Genomic DNA, 15,983 nt, shown 5'->3' with positions numbered 1-15,983 from the left:
CGTGGACAGCTGGAGCGGCATCGTCCAGGGCTTCTCCGTCGCCCTGACCCCGACCAACCTGCTGTACGTCTTCCTCGGCGTGCTCATCGGCACCGTCATCGGGGTGCTGCCGGGCCTCGGGCCGACGGCGACGATCGCCCTGCTGCTGCCGATCACCTACACGGTCGAGCCGGTGACCGCGGTGATCCTGCTGGCCGGCATCTACTACGGCTCGATGTACGGCGGCACGATCACCTCGGTGCTGCTGCGGCTGCCCGGCGAGGCGGCGTCGGTGGTGACCACCTTCGACGGCTACCAGATGGCCAAGCAGGGCCGGGCCGGACCGGCGCTGGGCATCGCCGCGGTCGGGTCGTACATCGGCGGCACGGTCTCGGTGATCGGGATGATCCTGCTGGCGCCCCCGCTGGCCCAGCTGGCGGTCTCCTTCGGGCCGCCGGAGTACGTCGCGCTGACCGTGCTGGGCATCCTGCTGGTCACCTACCTGGGCACCGGCTCGGTGCTGAAGAGCCTGTCCATGGCCGCCCTGGGGCTGCTGCTGGCCACGATCGGCCTGGACCCGATCACCGGCACCGCGCGCTTCACGTTCGGGGAGGTCGCGCTCTTCAACGGCCTGGACTTCGTCGCGGTGGCGATGGGCCTGTTCGGCGTCGGGGAGATCCTGCACAGCCTGGAGCGCACCGACAAGGTCCAGGCGGTCACCTCGAAGATCAAGGGCATCTGGCCGACCCGGAAGGACTTCCGCGACTCCTCCGGCGCGATCGGCCGCGGCTCGCTGCTCGGCTTCGCGATCGGGGTGCTGCCCGGCGGCGGCGGGGTCGTCTCCTCGCTGGCCTCCTACGCCATGGAGAAGCGCCGGGCCAAGGACCCCAGCCGCTTCGGCAAGGGCGCCATCGAGGGGGTCGCCGGCCCGGAGACGGCGAACAACGCCTCCTCCACCTCGGCGTTCATCCCGCTGCTCACCCTGGGCATCCCGCCCAACGTGGTGCTGGCGCTGATCTTCGGCGCCCTGCTGGTGCAGGACATCACCCCGGGGCCGCAGCTGATCGAGCAGGAGCCGGAGATCTTCTGGGGCGTCATCGCCTCGATGGTCATCGGCAACCTGATGCTGCTGGCGCTGAACATCCCGCTGGTCGGGTTCTTCGTGCAGATGCTCCGGGTGCGGGCGGGCATCCTCGCCGCGTTCGCCCTGCTGGTCACCATGGCCGGCGTCTTCTCGGTCAACAACAACGTGTTCGACATGTGGGTCGTGCTGGGCTTCGGCGTGATCGGCTGGCTGATGAAGAAGACCGGCTTCGAGCCGGGCCCGCTGGTGCTCGCCTTCGTGCTCGGGTCGATCCTCGAGCGGGCCTTCCGGCAGTCGATGCTGCTCTCCGGCGGCAGCTTCGACATCTTCGTCACCCGCCCGATCTCCGGCGGCATGTTCGCCTTCATGGCGTTGATCATCATCGTCAGCGCGATCACCAGCCGGCGGCGCAAGGCGGTCTTCGGCCGGGTCGACCCCGCCGACGTCGACGAGACCGACGAGACCGACCCGGACGCCGACCGGCAGGTCGCCGCCGAGGGCAGCCCCGGCGCCGACTCGACCACCGACACCCCCACCGACGGCCCCTCGGGCTCCACCTCCACCACCCCAGGAGAACGATGACCACGCGCCGCACCCTCGCCGTCCTGCTCGCCACCGGTGTCGCCCTGACCGGCTGCGGCGGCGCGGAGGAGACCACCGAGGCCGGCGGGGCCGCGGCGGACTACCCGACCGAGGACATCCGGTTGCTGGTGCCCTACACCGCCGGCGGCCCGACCGACATCGCCGCCCGGGCGCTGGCGGCGCACATGGAGAGCGAGCTCGACCAGCCCGTCGTCGTGGAGAACGCGCCCGGGGCCTCCGGCGCGACCGCCTACCAGCAGCTCATCAACGCCGAGGCCGACGGCTACACGCTGTCGATGACGGCGCTGCCCACGGCGGTGCTCAACTACCTCTCCAACGAGGTCGGCTACACCCGGGAGGACTTCGCGCCGGTCGGGGTGGTCACCCAGGTGCCCTCGGGGATCCTCGTCCCGGCCGACTCGCCGTACCAGTCGCTCGAAGACCTGTTCGACGCCGCCCGGGAGGACCCCCAGGCGGTCACCGTCGGCACGCCGGGGGCCACCAACACCCACGCCGCGGAGACCCAGCGGATCACCGAGCTCTACGACGTCCCGCTCACCGTGGTGCCGTTCAACGGCAACGCGGAGGTGCAGACCGCGCTCCTGGGCGAGAACGTCACCGCGGGCTTCGCCAACCTGTCCCAGGACATCCTGCCCGCGATCGAGTCCGGCGACCTCCGGGTGCTGGCCGTCGGCAGCCCGGAGCCGCTGCCCTACGTGGACGCCCCCACCTTCGTCGAGCTCGGCTACCCGGAGCTGGTGCAGAGCACCACGACCTTCGGGGTGATCGCCCCGGCCGGCACGCCGGACGAGGTGGTGCAGACGCTGGAGGAGACGCTGCGCAGCGCCACGGAGGACCCCCAGGTCGTCGAGACGCTGGACGAGCGGTACGTGCCGGAGGAGTTCATCGGCGCCGACGGCCTGGGCGAGCTGTTCGTCGAGACGGAGGAGACGTTCCGCGATGTCCTCGGTGACTGAGGCGGCGGTCCCGACCGGCCTGCGCACCGGCGCCGACGACCTGGTCGCCGCCCTGCAGGAGCTGGGCGTGGAGATCGCCTTCGGCCTGCCCGGGGTGCACAACCTGGCGATCTGGGAGGCGGCCGCCGCCGCGGGGCTGCGGCTGGTCGGGGTGCGGCACGAGCAGACCGCGGTCTACGCCGCCGACGGGTACGCCCGCGCCACCGGCCGGCTGGGCGTCGCCGTGGTCACGACCGGCCCCGGGGCGGCCAACACCCTTGGCGCCACCGGCGAGGCGATGGCGTCGGGCGTGCCGGTGCTGGTGGTCGCCACCGACATCCCCAGCACGCTGCGCCGCCCCGGCGTCCACCGCGGCGTGCTGCACGAGACCCGGGACCAGGGTGCGATGTTCGCCCCGGTCACCAAGACGACCGTCACCTGCGATGCGGCCGATCAGCTGGGCGCGGAGACGGTGCGGGCCGGCGCGGTCGCGCTGACCCCCGCCACCGGGCCGGTGTACCTGGGGGTGCCGACCGACCTGCTCAGCGCCCCCGTGGACGGCGACCGGCCGGCCGCCCCGGCCGTCCCGCCACCGGCTCCCACCCCCGAGGCGGACGTCGCCCGCGCGCTGGAGCTGCTGGCCACGGCCCGGCGTCCGCTGCTCTGGGTGGGTGGCGGTGCGCTCCGCAGCGGTGCCGGTGAGGTGCTCGGCCGGCTCGCCGAGCAGCTCGCCGCACCGGTGGTCACCACCTACAACGCCCGCGGCGTGCTGCCGCCCGACCACCCGTGCCTGGCACCGGGCCTGGCCCACGTGCCCGCGATCGGGGCGCTGTGGGACGACGCCGACCTGGTGGTCGCCGTCGGCAGCGACCTCGACGGCCTGTCCACCCAGAACTGGGCGATGCCCCAGCCGCCCACCCTGCTGGCGGTGAACGTCGACGCCGCCGACGCGAACAAGAACTACCCGGCCGACCTGACCGTGGTCGGGGACGCCACCGCCGTGGTCGGCCAGCTCCTCGCCGGCGCCCCCCACCGTGCGGGCCTGCCCGAGCTGCGGGAACGGCTGGCCCGCCTGGGCAGCCGGGTGCGCGAACTCGTGGCGGCCGACGAGCCGCAGGCCGCCCAGCTGCTCGACGTCCTGGATCGGGTCGCCGTGCCGGACGGGGTGCTGGTGGCCGACATGTGCATCGCCGGCTACTGGGTCGCGGCCTTCGGCCGGATCCCCGGTCCGCGGGCGCTGGCCTTCCCGATGGGCTGGGGCACGCTCGGCTACGCCTTCCCGGCCGCACTCGGCGCCGCGCTGGCCGGGCAGGGCCGCACCCTGGCCCTGGTGGGCGACGGTGGCTTCCTCTTCGCCTGCGGCGAGCTGGCGACGGTCGCCCAGGAGCAGCCAGAGCTGACCGTGGTGATCGTCGACGACGGCGGCTACGGGATGCTCCGCTTCGACCAGGTGCACAGCGGGACGCCGACCCGCGGCGTCGACCTGGTCACCCCGGACTTCGTCGCCCTGGCCCGCTCCTTCGGCGTCCCCGCCGAGTCCGTCGACGGCTTCGGGCCGGAGTTCGAGCAGCAGCTGACCGCGGCGCTGGCGGCGACGGGCCCGAACGTGCTGGTGGTCCGGGCCGCCCTCACCCCGCCGCCGTCGACGTCCCCGCGCTGGTACCGGCGGCAGGGGCCACGGTGATCGACAAGCGGGTGGGGAGCCTCGCCGACGCCGTCGCCGGGATCTCCGACGGCGCCACGGTGCTGGTCGGGGGCTTCGGGGACTCCGGCGTCCCGGTGGAGCTGGTGCACGCCCTGCTCGACCAGGGCGCCCGGGACCTGACCGTGGTCACCAACAACGCCGGGGCGGGGGAGAGCGACGTCGCGGCGCTGATCCGGGAGCGCCGGGTCCGCCGGATCGTGTGCTCCTACCCCCGGTCGATGGGCTCGATCTGGTTCGAGGAGCTGTGGCGGGCCGGCGAGATCGGGCTGGAGCTGGTGCCCCAGGGGACGCTCAGCGAGCGGATGCGGGCCGCCGGCGCCGGGCTGGGCGGCTTCTTCACCCCCACCGGCGCGGACACCCTGCTGGCCGAGGGCAAGGAGGTCCGCACCATCGGTGGGCGCCCGCACGTGTTCGAGCACCCGCTGCCCGGCGACGTCGCACTGGTCAAGGCACACCGGGCCGACCGGTGGGGCAACCTGGTCTACCGCAAGGCGGCCCGCAACTACGGCCCCACCATGGCCACCGCCGCGACGCTGACGGTGGTGCAGGTCGAGGAGTTCGTCGAGCTCGGCGACCTGGACCCGGAGACGGTGGTCACCCCCGGGATCTTCGTGGACCGGGTCGTGCAGGTGGCGGCGTGATCGACCCGCTGAGCGACGTCGCGGTGGCCCGCCGGGTGGCCCGGGACATCCCGGACGGCGCGTACGTGAACCTGGGGATCGGCATGCCGATCCTGGTCGGCGACGTGGTCGGCCCGGACAAGGAGATCGTCTACCACAGCGAGAACGGGATCCTCGGGATGGGACCGGCCCCGGCGCCCGGCGAGGAGGACCGGGAGCTGATCAACGCGGGCAAGCAGCCGGTCACCCTGCTGCCCGGCGGCTCCTACTTCCACCACACCGACGCCTTCGTGATGATGCGCGGCGGGCACATCGACATCTCCGTGCTCGGCGCCTTCCAGGTCTCCGAGGGCGGCGACCTGGCCAACTGGATCACCGACGTCGCCACCATGCCGCCCGCGGTCGGCGGGGCGATGGACCTGGCCGTGGGCGCCCGGCGGGTGCTGGTGATGACCACGCACACCACCCGGGACGGCCGCCCCAAGCTGCTGCCCCGGTGCACCTACCCGCTCACCGCCGCCGGGGTGGTGGACCGGGTCTACACCGACCTGGCGGTCCTCGACGTCGGCCCCGGCGGGTTCGTCGTCCGGGAGATGGCCCCGGGGCTGACCCGCGCGGAGCTGCAGTCGGTCACCGCCGCCCGGCTCACCTTCGCCGACGACGTCGTCGAGCTCGACCCGCACTGACCGGCCCCACCCCACTCCCGGAGGCAACGATGCCCCTGTCCCGCACCGCCCGCGCCCGCGCCCGCACCGCCCGCGCCCGCACCGCCCGCGCCCTCGCCGCCTGCACCGCCCTCGGCCTGCTCACCGCCTGCGGCGGGACGGAGGAGACGACGTCCGGCTCCGCCGAGCAGGCCGCGGAGTACCCGACCGAGGAGATCCGGCTGCTGGTGCCCTACGGGGCCGGCGGTCCCACGGACCTGACCGCCCGCGCCTACGGCGCCTCCCTCGAGGAGCAGCTGGGCCAGACCGTGGTGGTGGAGAACCTGCCCGGCGGCTCGGGCGCGCTCGCGACCCAGGAGCTGATCGGCGCCGACCCCGACGGGCACACCCTCTCCCTCGCCACCCCCGGCACGCTGGTGCTCACGCCGCTGGCCAACGAGGTCGGCTACACGAAGGACGACGTGACGCCGATCGGGGTGATGAGCGAGGTGCCGTCGGTGCTCGCCGTCGGCGCGGACTCGCCGTACGCCACCGCCGAGGAGTTCTTCGCCGCCGCCCGGCAGCAGCCCGGCTCGCTGAACGTCGGCACGCCCGGCGCCTCCACCCCGCAGGCGATCGAGCTGCAGCGGCTGGCCGAGGAGTACGACGTCGAGGTCACCGCCGTGCCGTTCAACGGCAACGCCGAGATGACCACCGCCCTGCTGGGCGGCAACGTCGACGCGGTGCTGATCAACGCCTCCTCCGACGTCACCGCGAACATCGACGCCGGCCAGTTCCGCCCGCTGGCGGTCTCCTCCGCGGAGCCACTGCCCTGGCTGCCGGACACCCCCACCCTGGCCGAGTCCGGCTTCCCGGAGCTGACGCTGTCCGGGTCGACGTTCGGGCTGATCGGCCCCGGTGACCTGCCCGAGGAGATCGTCACCGAGCTGGAGGACGCCCTCCGGACGGCGTCCGAGGACCCGGCGATCGCCGAGCAGATCGGCGCGGAGTACGTGCCGGAGGAGTTCCAGGGCGCCGAGGAGTTCCAGCAGCTCCTCGACCGCACCCAGGAGGTCTACGAGCCGATCCTGCAGGGCTGACGGGGCCGCCCACCCGCCCGGGAGCGGACGGCCGGGCACGGCCCGATCGCGCACCATCGACAGCTCACGGTTTCGTACGACAGGGAACGGGTTTCGGACGACCTTCACTTCTTGACGTTCGATTTCGATCTCCTTAGCTTTGCGGCCTGCATCACAGCCGATGCAGACACTCGCCGCTGACGCCGAGGAGACCCACCCGTGACCGCACTCGACGAGTTCGCCCGTTCCCGGGTGATCCTCGAGCAGCTGGACAGCCACGGCCGGGTGCTGGTCGCCAGCCTGGCCGACCAGCTGGGCGTCTCCACGGTCACGATCCGCAAGGACCTCGAGGCGCTCGAGCAGCGATCGGTGCTGCGCCGGGTCCGCGGTGGCGCGGTCCCGGCGGCCGTCTCGGACGAGGGCTCGTTCGAGAGCCGGCTCCGGCACCGGCGGGCCGAGAAGGAGGCGATCGCCGACGCGGTCGCCCCGCTGGTCCGGGACGGCGACGTGATCGCCCTCGACTCCTCCAGCACCTGCCACTACCTGGCCCAGCAGCTGCTGGACCGGCGCGGGCTGGTCGTGGTCACCAACAGCCTGCCCACGGCCACCCTGCTGTCCGAGCGCACCGACGCGAACGTGCTGCTCCCCGGCGGGGTCGTCCGCCGCTCCGCCCGCTCGCTGGTCGGGCTGGTCGGCGACGTCCTCGCCGGCCGCGGCCGGATCGCCCGCGGCTTCCTCGGCGGCCACGGCATCTCCGTCGAGCACGGGCTGCTCGACCTGGCGAACGAGGAGGCCCAGGCCAAGCGCTACCTGGCCGACGCCTGCACCGAGGTGTACGGGCTCGTCGACTCAGCGAAGTTCGGCGGCTTCTCCATCCACCCGTGCGTGCCGATCGACCGGCTGGCCGCCGTGTACACCGACGACGGCGTCGACCCGGCCCAGGCCGCCGCGATCACGGCCGCCGGCGTCCCCGTGCACGCCGTCGCGATGGAGCGTCGCCCGTGAGCCCCCGACCGGCCGCCCGCACCGTCGCCGCCGTCGACCTGGGCGCCGAGAGCGGCCGGGTGGTCGCTGCCACCTTCGACGGGCACCGGCTGGACCTCGACGTCGTCGGCCGCTTCCCCAACGGCGCCCGCCCGGTGGACGGGGTGCTGCGCTGGGAGTTCGAACGACTGTGGGGGCACGTCGAGGAGCAGCTGGGCACGCTCGGGCGGGACCGGTCCGTCGCCTCCGTCGGCGTCGACACCTGGGGCGTGGACTACGGCCTGCTGCGCGCCGACGGCTCGCTGCTGGACGAGCCGACCTGCTACCGCGACCCCCGGCAGGTCCGGGCGATGGCCGAGGCCATCAGCCTGGTCGGCCGGGAAGCCCTCTACGCCGCCACCGGCTGCCAGACCATGGAGATCAACGGGGTCTTCGCGCTGCTGGACGACGCCCACCACACCGACCGGCTGGCCGACGCGGCGACGCTGCTGATGGTCCCGGACCTCTTCCACCACCGGCTCTCCGGCCTCCGCGCCACCGAGCACACCGCCGCCTCCACCTCCGGCATGTACGACACCGCCAGCGGGACGTGGGCCACCGGACTGCTGGACGCCCTGCAGGTCCCCACCCACCTGCTGCCCGAGGTCGTCGCGCCGGGGACCGACGTCGGCCCCGTGGTCGGCGCGCTCGGCGAGGGGCCGCTGGCCGGCACCCGGGTCGTCGTCCCGACCGGTCACGACACCGCGGCCGCCGTGGTGGGCACCCCCTTCGGCGGCCCGGGCGGGCTCTTCATCTCCTCGGGCACCTGGTCGCTGATGGGGGTCGAGCGGGACGAGGCCCTGGCGACCCCGGCGACGGCGGCCGCCAACCTCACCAACGAGGGCGGCTACGCGGGCACCGTCCGGCTGCTGCGCAACGTGATGGGGCTGTGGATCCTGCAGGAGTGCCGGCGGCAGTGGGCGCGCGAGGGGACCGACCTCAGCTACACCGACCTGGTCGAGCTGGCCACCGCCGAGCCGCCGCTGCGCAGCGTGGTGAACCCCAACGCCACCGACTTCCTCGCCCCCGGCGACATGCCCAGCCGGCTGCGCGCCTACTGCGCCCGGCACGGCGACCCGGTGCCGGAGACGGTCGGGGCGGTCGTCCGCTGCGTGATCGACAGCCTGGCCCTGACCTACCGCGCCACGGCGGAGGACCTGGCGGCGGTGACCGGGGAGCCGGCCACCTCGATCAGCGTCACCGGGGGCGGCTCGCAGAACGCCCTGCTGGCCCAGGCGACGGCCGACGCGACCGGCCTGCCGGTGCACTGCGGTCCCGTGGAGGCCACCGCGCTGGGCAACGCCGGCGTCCAGCTGATCGCGCTGGGCGAGCTCGCCGACCTGGCCGACCTCCGCCGGGTCGTGGCCGCCTCGGGCCGGCTGCGCACCCACCAGCCACGGGCGTCCCCCGCGTGGGACGCCGCCGCGGCGCGACTGCGGCAGCTGATGACCGCCGACGACCAGGCGCGCGGCCTGCGCGACGGCTGAGTCACCGCACGAAGGAACACGGACTTCCGGGCAGGTGCCCGGTCCCCGCCGCTCTCCCGAGCGGCGGGCTCACCGCGGGGAACACCCCGCATCACGATGGAGTGAAGATGAGCGCAAGGCGTCACAGGGCCACGGTCGCCGTGGTCGGTGTCGGGATGGCCCTCACCCTTGCCGGGTGTGGCCAGGGCAGCGGCGGTTCCGCCGGGAGCAGCGGCGGGTCCGATGGCGGCGGCGGCGGCGGCGACACGCCCAGCATCGCCTTCGTCCCGAAGCTGCAGGGCATCCCCTACTTCGAGGCGATGAACGCCGGCGGCGAGGCCGCCTGCGAGGAACTGGGCTGCGAGTGGCTCTACCAGGGCCCGGTCGAGGCCGACGCCGCCGCCCAGGCGGACATCGTCCGGTCCTTCATCCAGCAGGGCGTCGACGTGCTGTTCGTCGCCCCCAACGACCCCGACTCGATGGCCCCCCTGCTGCAGGAGGCCGCCGACGCAGGCATCGCCGTGGGCACCACCGACACCGACGCCCCGAACTCGGTCCGCGAGGTGTTCGTCAGCCAGGCCTCCACCGAGGGCATCGGCCAGACGCTGACCGACCAGATGGTGGAGGCGATGGGCGGCGCGGGCCGCTACGCCATCGTCTCCTGCGGTGAGACGGCGGAGAACCTGAACAGCTGGATCGAGGTCCAGCGGGAGTACACCGCCTCCGAGTACCCCGAGGTGGAGATCACCGAGGTCGTCTACGCCGGTGAGGACCAGGCGGTGGCGACCCAGATGGCCACCGACCTGATGAACTCCGACCCGACGCTGACCGGGCTGGTCGGCGAGTGCACCTCCTCGGCACCGGGCGTCGCCCAGGCCGTGCGGGACGCCGGCCGGATCGGCCAGGTCTCCACAGTCGGCCTCGGCACCCCCAACTCGATCGCCCCGTACCTGGAGGACGGTTCGGCCTCCTCCAGCGTGCTGTGGGACGTCGAGGCGCTGGGCTACCTGACCGTCTGGGCCGGCATGCAGCTGGCCGAGGGCGCCGAGTTCGAGGCGACCAACGACGTCAACTCCGACCTGTCCGCAGTCGAGTACGACGAGGAGACCAAGACCCTGCTCCTCGGCCCGCCGCTGGTGCTGACCACCGAGAACGTCGGCGACTTCGACTACTGAGCCACCGGATCCCCGCCGCGGGTGGGCCGGCCTCCCGGCCCGCCCGCGGCACCCCACCCGTCGCACACCCCCTGAGAGTGGAGGCCGCGAGGTCATGACCACGCCCCAGCCCGACACCCCGAGCACGCCCACCCGCCTCTCGGTGTCCGGCGTCTCGAAGCGCTTCGGCGCGGTCCGGGCCATCCGGCACGCCGACATGGCGGTCCAGCCCGGCACGGTGCACGCCCTGGTCGGGGAGAACGGCGCGGGGAAGTCCACCCTGATCAAGATCCTCGCGGGCGCCGAGACCGCCGACACCGGGACGATCACCTTCGACGGCGCGCCGGTCACCATCTCCTCGACCCACGACGCGATGGCCCTGGGCATCGCGACCGTCTACCAGGAACCCCAGCTGTTCTCCGAGCTGACCGTCGCCGAGAACGTCTTCACCGGCCGCGAGCTCACCCGCGGCGGCCGGGTCGACTGGGCGGCCCAGAACGCCAAGGTCGTCGAGCTGCTCGACCTGCTCGGCCTGCCCGCCCGGTACGCCACGGCCACCGTGGGCGGGCTGTCCATCGCCGAGCAGCAGCAGGTCTCCATCGCCAAGGCGCTGGCCGGCGACGCCAAGGTGCTCATCCTCGACGAGCCGTCGGCCATCCTGACCGACCGCGAGGTCGAGGTCCTGTTCGGCGTGGTCCGCCGGCTGACCGCCGCCGGCGTCTCGATCATCTACATCTCCCACCGCCTCGACGAGCTGTTCGTCATCGCCGACGAGGTCACCGTCATGCGTGACGGGCAGACGATCGGCACCCACCCGATCGCCGACCTCAGCGTCCGGCAGATCGTCGAGCTGATGGTCGGCGGCATCCTGGACGACGCCCGCCCGGACCGCACCGTGCCCCCGGGCGACCCCCGGCTGGAGCTGCGGGGTCTCGGGCTGACCGGCCACTTCCACGACGTCGACGTCGACATCCGCGCCGGCGAGATCGTCGCCCTCTACGGCCTGATCGGCTCGGGGGTGGCCGAGATCGGCGCCACGGTCTACGGGATGGCCCGAGCGACCGCCGGCACGGTCCTCGTGGACGGGGAGGAGGTGCGGCCCCGCTCACCGCGAGAGGCCAAGGACCTCGGCATCGCCCTGCTCCCGGCCGACCGCAAGCAGCAGGGGCTGTTCAGCTTCCAGCCGATCTCGTTCAACATCTCTGCCGGCCACCTGCCGCTGCTGTCCAAGTTGCGGGTCTGGGTCGACCGGCGCCGCGAACGCGAGGTCGCCCGCTCGATGATCAGCCGGTTGTCGGTGAAGACACCCCACGAGCGGCAGGCCGTCTCCGCCCTCTCCGGCGGCAACGCGCAGAAGGTCGTGCTGGCCCGCCAGCTGGTCGACCGACCCCGGGTCCTGGTCCTCGCCGAGCCCACCCAGGGCGTCGACGTGGGGGCCAAGGAGGAGATCCACCGCATCATCACCCAGCTCGCCGACGAGGGGACCGCCGTGCTGATCGTCACCTCCGACCTCGCCGAGGCGATCCGGATCGCCGACCGCCTGCAGGTCGTCCGCGCCGGTACCACCACGGCCGAGTTCGGGCCGGGCGCCACCCAGGTCGACGTGCTGGCCGCCGCGGCCGGCGCCGAGGAGCAGCAGGAGGTGACCGCGTGAGCACCGCGACCCTCACCCCCGCCGGACGACCGGACGGGGAACCGGCCGCCCCCGCCCCGAAGGGCAGGCAGCGCATCCTCCCGCCCCCGGTCACCGGGCAGGAGATGGTGCTCATCGTCGTCATCGCCCTGCTCTGGCTGGCCCTGAGCCTGGCGACCCCGGCGTTCTTCACGTCCGGCTCGATCGTCCCGCTGCTGGTCGGGATGACGCCGATCGCGCTCATCGGCATCGGCATGACGATCGTGATCATCACCGGCGGCATCGACGTGTCGGTGGGCAGCATCGTGATGGTCTGCTCGGTCATCGTCGCCCAGACGATGGTCGGGAGCGGGCTCCCGCTGCCGCTGGCGGTGCTGCTGGCCGTCGCCATCGGCGGCGTCCTCGGCCTGGTCAACGGCGTGCTGATCGCCTACGGGCGGGTGCACGCCATCATCATCACCTTCGGCACGCTGAACCTCTTCCGGTTCATCGGGCTGCAGGTCTTCGACTCCTCCACCGTCGAGGGCATCCCCCGCACGCTCAACTTCTTCGGGCGCGGCGAGGCCGGGCGCACCCTGGGCATCCCGCACAGCTTCGTGATCATGCTGGTGCTCGCCGCGCTTGTCTGGTGGTACCTGCGGCACACCGCCGGGGGGCGGCACTTCTACGCGATCGGGAACGACCAGCAGGCCGCGCGGCTGGCCGGGATCTCCGTGCGCACCCGGGTGCTGATGGCCTACGTCGTCACCGGGCTGCTCGCCGGGCTCGCCTCCTGCTTCGTGCTCGCCCAGGGCACCTCCAGCCTGGCGGCGAACGTCGGGTCCGGCCTGGAGCTCGCCGTCATCGCCGCCGTGGTGATCGGCGGGACGTCGATCATCGGCGGCCGCGGCTCGGTGCTCGGCACCGTGCTCGGCGCGCTGCTCGTGCAGACCGTCGCGACCGGGGTCACCCAGCTGGGCTGGCGCTCGCAGCTGTCCGACCTGTTCGTCGGCCTCTTCATCCTCATCGCCGTCGGCGCCGACCTCATCCGCCAGCGGACCCGGAGGGCCTCGTGAGCACCCAGACCACCCCCGGAACGGAGCCCAGCGCGGCCTCCGGCAGCACCGTCGAACCGACCGCCGGCGGCACCGAGAGCCTCCCGGCCAAGGTGCTGCGGATCCTGCTCACCCAGCGGATCGCCCTGCTGGTCCTGCTGCTGGCCACGGTGCTGATCACCATGTCGCAGCTCAGCGCGAACAACTACCTGAGCGCGCCGTACAGCACCTCCTACCTGGCGGCCACGCTGATCAACGCCGTCCCGCTGGTGATGCTCGGGCTGGCCGAGCTGCTGGTGATCACCTCCGGCCGCGGCGGGATCGACCTCTCGGTCGGGGCGATCGTCTCGCTGACCGGCATGGTCTTCGGCTTCGCCTACGGCGAGTGGGGCTGGTCGCTGTCGACCGCGATCGTGCTCGCGGTGGTCTTCGGCGGCCTGTGCGGGGCGGTCAACGGCGCGCTGATCGCCTACCTGGGCTTCCCGGCGCTGATCACCACGCTGGCCACGTACTACGGCTTCAGCTCGCTGGCCCTGGTGGTCAACGACCAGCGGCCGATCAACAGCCAGCCGGTCCAGGACCTGTACTCGACCGCCTCGGCGGTCTCCCTGCCCTTCCTGCCCGAGGCGTTCCCCCGCATCCCGCTGGGCGTCTTCACGTTCCTCATCCCGACCGCCCTCGTGGTGTGGCTGGTCCTGGCCCGCACCACCTACGGCCGGCGGCTGTACGCGATCGGCACCAACGACGTCGCCGCCGAGTGGACCGGCATCAACGTCGCCCGTACCCGCTTCACCGCCTACGTGGCCGCCGGCGCCATCTCGGGTCTGGTCGCGGTGGTCACCGTCGCCCAGTTCGCCTCCGCCCGCCCCGACTCCGGGGTGTCCGGCAACGGCATGGCGCTGCCGGCCATCACCATCGCCGTCCTCGGCGGGGTGGCCATCACCGGCGGCATCGGCCGGGTCGCCGGGGTGGTGCTGGCCGCGCTGCTGATCGTCTGGCTCAACGCCGGGATCCTGCTGGCCGTCCCGGGCAACGCCGGCAGCCAGTTCCAGCTCTTCGCCCTCGGCGTCGTGCTGATCTTCGCCGCCCTGCTGAACGGCTTCTCGAACCGACGCTACGGAGGAACCTCATGACCGCCATCTGGGACCCGTCCCTGGCCAGCACCGAACTCGTCCAGCTCACCCGGGCCCTGGGGGAGCCGGGCCGGGACCTGGCCATCCTCGCCGAGGGCAACACCTCGCAGCTGCTGGACGACGGCCGGGTGGTCGTCAAGGCCTCGGGGTCGGGCATGCGGGACGTCGATGCGCAGGACTTCGTCGTCGTCGACGTCGACCCGCTGGTCGAGCTGATCCGCGACCCGCGGAGCACCCAGGCCGACCTCACCGCGGCGCTGGACGCCGGCGAGCACGAGGGCCGGCGCCGGCGGGCCTCCATCGAGACGCTGGTGCACGTCGCCGCCCAGGCGTTCACCCCCACGCCGTTCGTCGGCCACACCCACCCGACTGCGGTGGTGGCCCTGCTGGCCAGCGTGCACGCGGCCACCGCCTACGACACCTACGTCTACTCCGACGAGGCCGTCGTGATCGGCCGGCCGCTGTTCGTGCCCTACGCCCAGCCGGGGGTCGAGCTCGGCCGGGTCTACCTGGAGGGCCTCACCCGGCACTGGGAGACCCACGGCGAGCTGCCGCAGCTGGTGCTGCTGGGCAACCACGGGATCGTGGTGAACGCCCCCAGCACCGCCGGCGTGGAGGGTGTCTCCCAGATGGCCGTCAAGGGCGCCCAGGTCCGTTCGGCGGCCTACGCCATGGGCGGGGTGGTGCCGCTGCCGGCCACGTCGGTGGAGACGTTCTTCGCCCGCGACGACATCGAGGAGCGGCGCCGGATCCTGGCCGGCGGCTCCCGATGACACTGCCGCAGGACCTGCGCGCGGTCTTCCTCGACGTCGGTGGACCGGTCTACGACGACGAGAACTTCGTCGCCGCCGTGCTGCAGGCGCTCGACGAGCTGCGCGCCGACCAGGGCCGTGGACCGGTGGAGCGCAGCGACTTCCGCGCCGTCTACGACCGGATCCGGGCCCAGCAGGGCGGCTCCCTGCGCCGGGCGCTGGCCGCCGAGCTGCTGGGCGACCCGCAGCTGCGCGACGCCCTGCACGAGCGCACCCGGGCGCACTGGCACCACCCCGCGGGCACGCTCTACCCCGACGTGCTGCCCTTCCTCGCCCAGCTGCGCGGCCGCGTGACCGTCGGCGTGCTCGCCAACCAGGAGCGGGCCGTCGTCGACGCGCTCACCCGGGACGGGGTGGCCGACTCCGTCGACGTCTGGGGCGTCTCGGCCATCGTCGGGCACGAGAAGCCCAGCCCCGAGCTGTTCACCTGGTGCCTGGCGCAGGCCGGGGCGCGCCCGGAGCAGGCCGTGCACATCGGCAACCGGCTGGACACCGACGTCCGGCCCGCCGCGGCGCTGGGCCTGGGCACCGTGTGGGTGCTGCGCGGCGAGGCCCCCGACGAGCCCACCCCGGCGCAGCTGGCCGAACCGGACCTCGCCGTCCGCGGTCTGGACGGCCTGGCCGCCCGGCTGCTGGCGGGCACGGCGGTCTGATCGTGGGCACCGACCCGGTCGTCCTCGGCATCGACCTGGCCACCGCCGCGGTGCGGGTGGTCGCCGTGGACGCCGGCACCGGCCACGTGCTGGCCACCGCCGACACCGCGCTGCCCGCGCCGGTCACCCCCCGGCCCGGCTGGGTGGAACAGCGTCCCGAGCACGCCGCCGCCGCGCTGCGGTCGACGGCCGACGTGGTGTCCGCGCTGGGCCGCAGGGCCGCCGCCGTGTGCGCACTGTCGGTCACCGGCACCTCCGGCACGGTGGTGGCCGCCGACGCCGCCGGACGGCCGGTCGGGCCGGCGCTGCTCTACTCCGACGACCGCGGCCGCGCGCTCACCGCGGCGCTGGCCGAGCGCACCGGCGCCGGCCTCGGCTCGGCCGGCACGGTCGGCCGGCTGCTGTGGCTCCCCCGCCCGCCCGGCC

General features: G+C 73.6%; 15 protein-coding genes. All 15 read left to right on the top strand.

The genetic code is table 11. From position 1 onward, the window contains the following. Position 1 precedes the first annotated feature (1 nt). Positions 2-1,645: a tripartite tricarboxylate transporter permease gene (locus tag IN07_RS08925; protein ID WP_052091055.1), complete on the top strand. Its 1,644-nt coding sequence runs from the start codon at positions 2-4 to the stop codon at positions 1,643-1,645. Then, on the top strand, positions 1,642-2,622 hold the full coding sequence (locus tag IN07_RS08920) for a Bug family tripartite tricarboxylate transporter substrate binding protein (protein WP_036335297.1): 981 nt from the start codon (positions 1,642-1,644) through the stop codon (positions 2,620-2,622). Before IN07_RS08925 ends, IN07_RS08920 begins: the two co-directional genes overlap by 4 nt. Further along, on the top strand, positions 2,606-4,285 hold the full coding sequence (locus tag IN07_RS08915) for a thiamine pyrophosphate-binding protein (RefSeq protein ID WP_052091054.1): 1,680 nt from the start codon (positions 2,606-2,608) through the stop codon (positions 4,283-4,285). The genes IN07_RS08920 and IN07_RS08915 overlap by 17 nt, the downstream gene beginning before the upstream one ends. Then, on the top strand, positions 4,282-4,947 hold the full coding sequence (locus IN07_RS08910; protein ID WP_036335294.1) for a 3-oxoacid CoA-transferase subunit A: 666 nt from the start codon (positions 4,282-4,284) through the stop codon (positions 4,945-4,947). Before IN07_RS08915 ends, IN07_RS08910 begins: the two co-directional genes overlap by 4 nt. Further along, positions 4,944-5,612 carry a 3-oxoacid CoA-transferase subunit B gene (locus IN07_RS08905; protein ID WP_081975286.1) on the top strand — a complete coding sequence of 223 codons (669 nt, stop codon included), beginning with the start codon at positions 4,944-4,946 and terminating at the stop codon, positions 5,610-5,612. Before IN07_RS08910 ends, IN07_RS08905 begins: the two co-directional genes overlap by 4 nt. A gap of 29 nt (positions 5,613-5,641) precedes the next feature. Further along, positions 5,642-6,670 carry a tripartite tricarboxylate transporter substrate binding protein gene (locus IN07_RS08900; RefSeq protein ID WP_052091053.1) on the top strand — a complete coding sequence of 343 codons (1,029 nt, stop codon included), beginning with the start codon at positions 5,642-5,644 and terminating at the stop codon, positions 6,668-6,670. A 198-nt stretch (positions 6,671-6,868) separates the two neighbouring features. Beyond that, on the top strand, positions 6,869-7,654 hold the full coding sequence (locus tag IN07_RS08895) for a DeoR/GlpR family DNA-binding transcription regulator (protein ID WP_052091052.1): 786 nt from the start codon (positions 6,869-6,871) through the stop codon (positions 7,652-7,654). Then, complete coding sequence (locus tag IN07_RS08890) at positions 7,651-9,159, top strand: rhamnulokinase (RefSeq protein ID WP_036335292.1); 1,509 nt, start codon at positions 7,651-7,653, stop codon at positions 9,157-9,159. Before IN07_RS08895 ends, IN07_RS08890 begins: the two co-directional genes overlap by 4 nt. Positions 9,160-9,266: 107 nt before the next feature. Beyond that, positions 9,267-10,313: an autoinducer 2 ABC transporter substrate-binding protein gene (locus IN07_RS08885; RefSeq protein ID WP_036335289.1), complete on the top strand. Its 1,047-nt coding sequence runs from the start codon at positions 9,267-9,269 to the stop codon at positions 10,311-10,313. A 94-nt stretch (positions 10,314-10,407) separates the two neighbouring features. Further along, positions 10,408-11,946 (top strand): sugar ABC transporter ATP-binding protein, encoded by a 1,539-nt coding sequence (locus IN07_RS08880; RefSeq protein ID WP_036335287.1) that lies wholly within the window; start codon positions 10,408-10,410, stop codon positions 11,944-11,946. Beyond that, positions 11,943-12,980, top strand: coding sequence for an ABC transporter permease (locus IN07_RS08875; protein WP_036335285.1), 1,038 nt, complete (start codon positions 11,943-11,945; stop codon positions 12,978-12,980). Before IN07_RS08880 ends, IN07_RS08875 begins: the two co-directional genes overlap by 4 nt. After that, positions 12,977-14,092: an ABC transporter permease gene (locus IN07_RS08870; protein WP_231558069.1), complete on the top strand. Its 1,116-nt coding sequence runs from the start codon at positions 12,977-12,979 to the stop codon at positions 14,090-14,092. Before IN07_RS08875 ends, IN07_RS08870 begins: the two co-directional genes overlap by 4 nt. Then, on the top strand, positions 14,089-14,865 hold the full coding sequence (locus IN07_RS08865; RefSeq protein WP_036335283.1) for a class II aldolase/adducin family protein: 777 nt from the start codon (positions 14,089-14,091) through the stop codon (positions 14,863-14,865). Before IN07_RS08870 ends, IN07_RS08865 begins: the two co-directional genes overlap by 4 nt. After that, a complete protein-coding gene (locus IN07_RS08860; RefSeq protein ID WP_036335282.1) occupies positions 14,862-15,557 on the top strand; it encodes an HAD family hydrolase in 696 nt (231 codons plus the stop codon). The genes IN07_RS08865 and IN07_RS08860 overlap by 4 nt, the downstream gene beginning before the upstream one ends. A 2-nt stretch (positions 15,558-15,559) precedes the next feature. Continuing rightward, positions 15,560-15,983 (top strand): FGGY family carbohydrate kinase (locus IN07_RS08855; RefSeq protein WP_036335280.1); only part of this gene is annotated, 424 nt, incomplete at its 3' end.

It is taken from the genome of Modestobacter caceresii, assembly GCF_000761485.1.
Taxonomy (GTDB): Bacteria; Actinomycetota; Actinomycetes; order Mycobacteriales; family Geodermatophilaceae; genus Modestobacter; species Modestobacter caceresii.
This window is presented reverse-complemented; position numbering and strand designations above follow the sequence as displayed.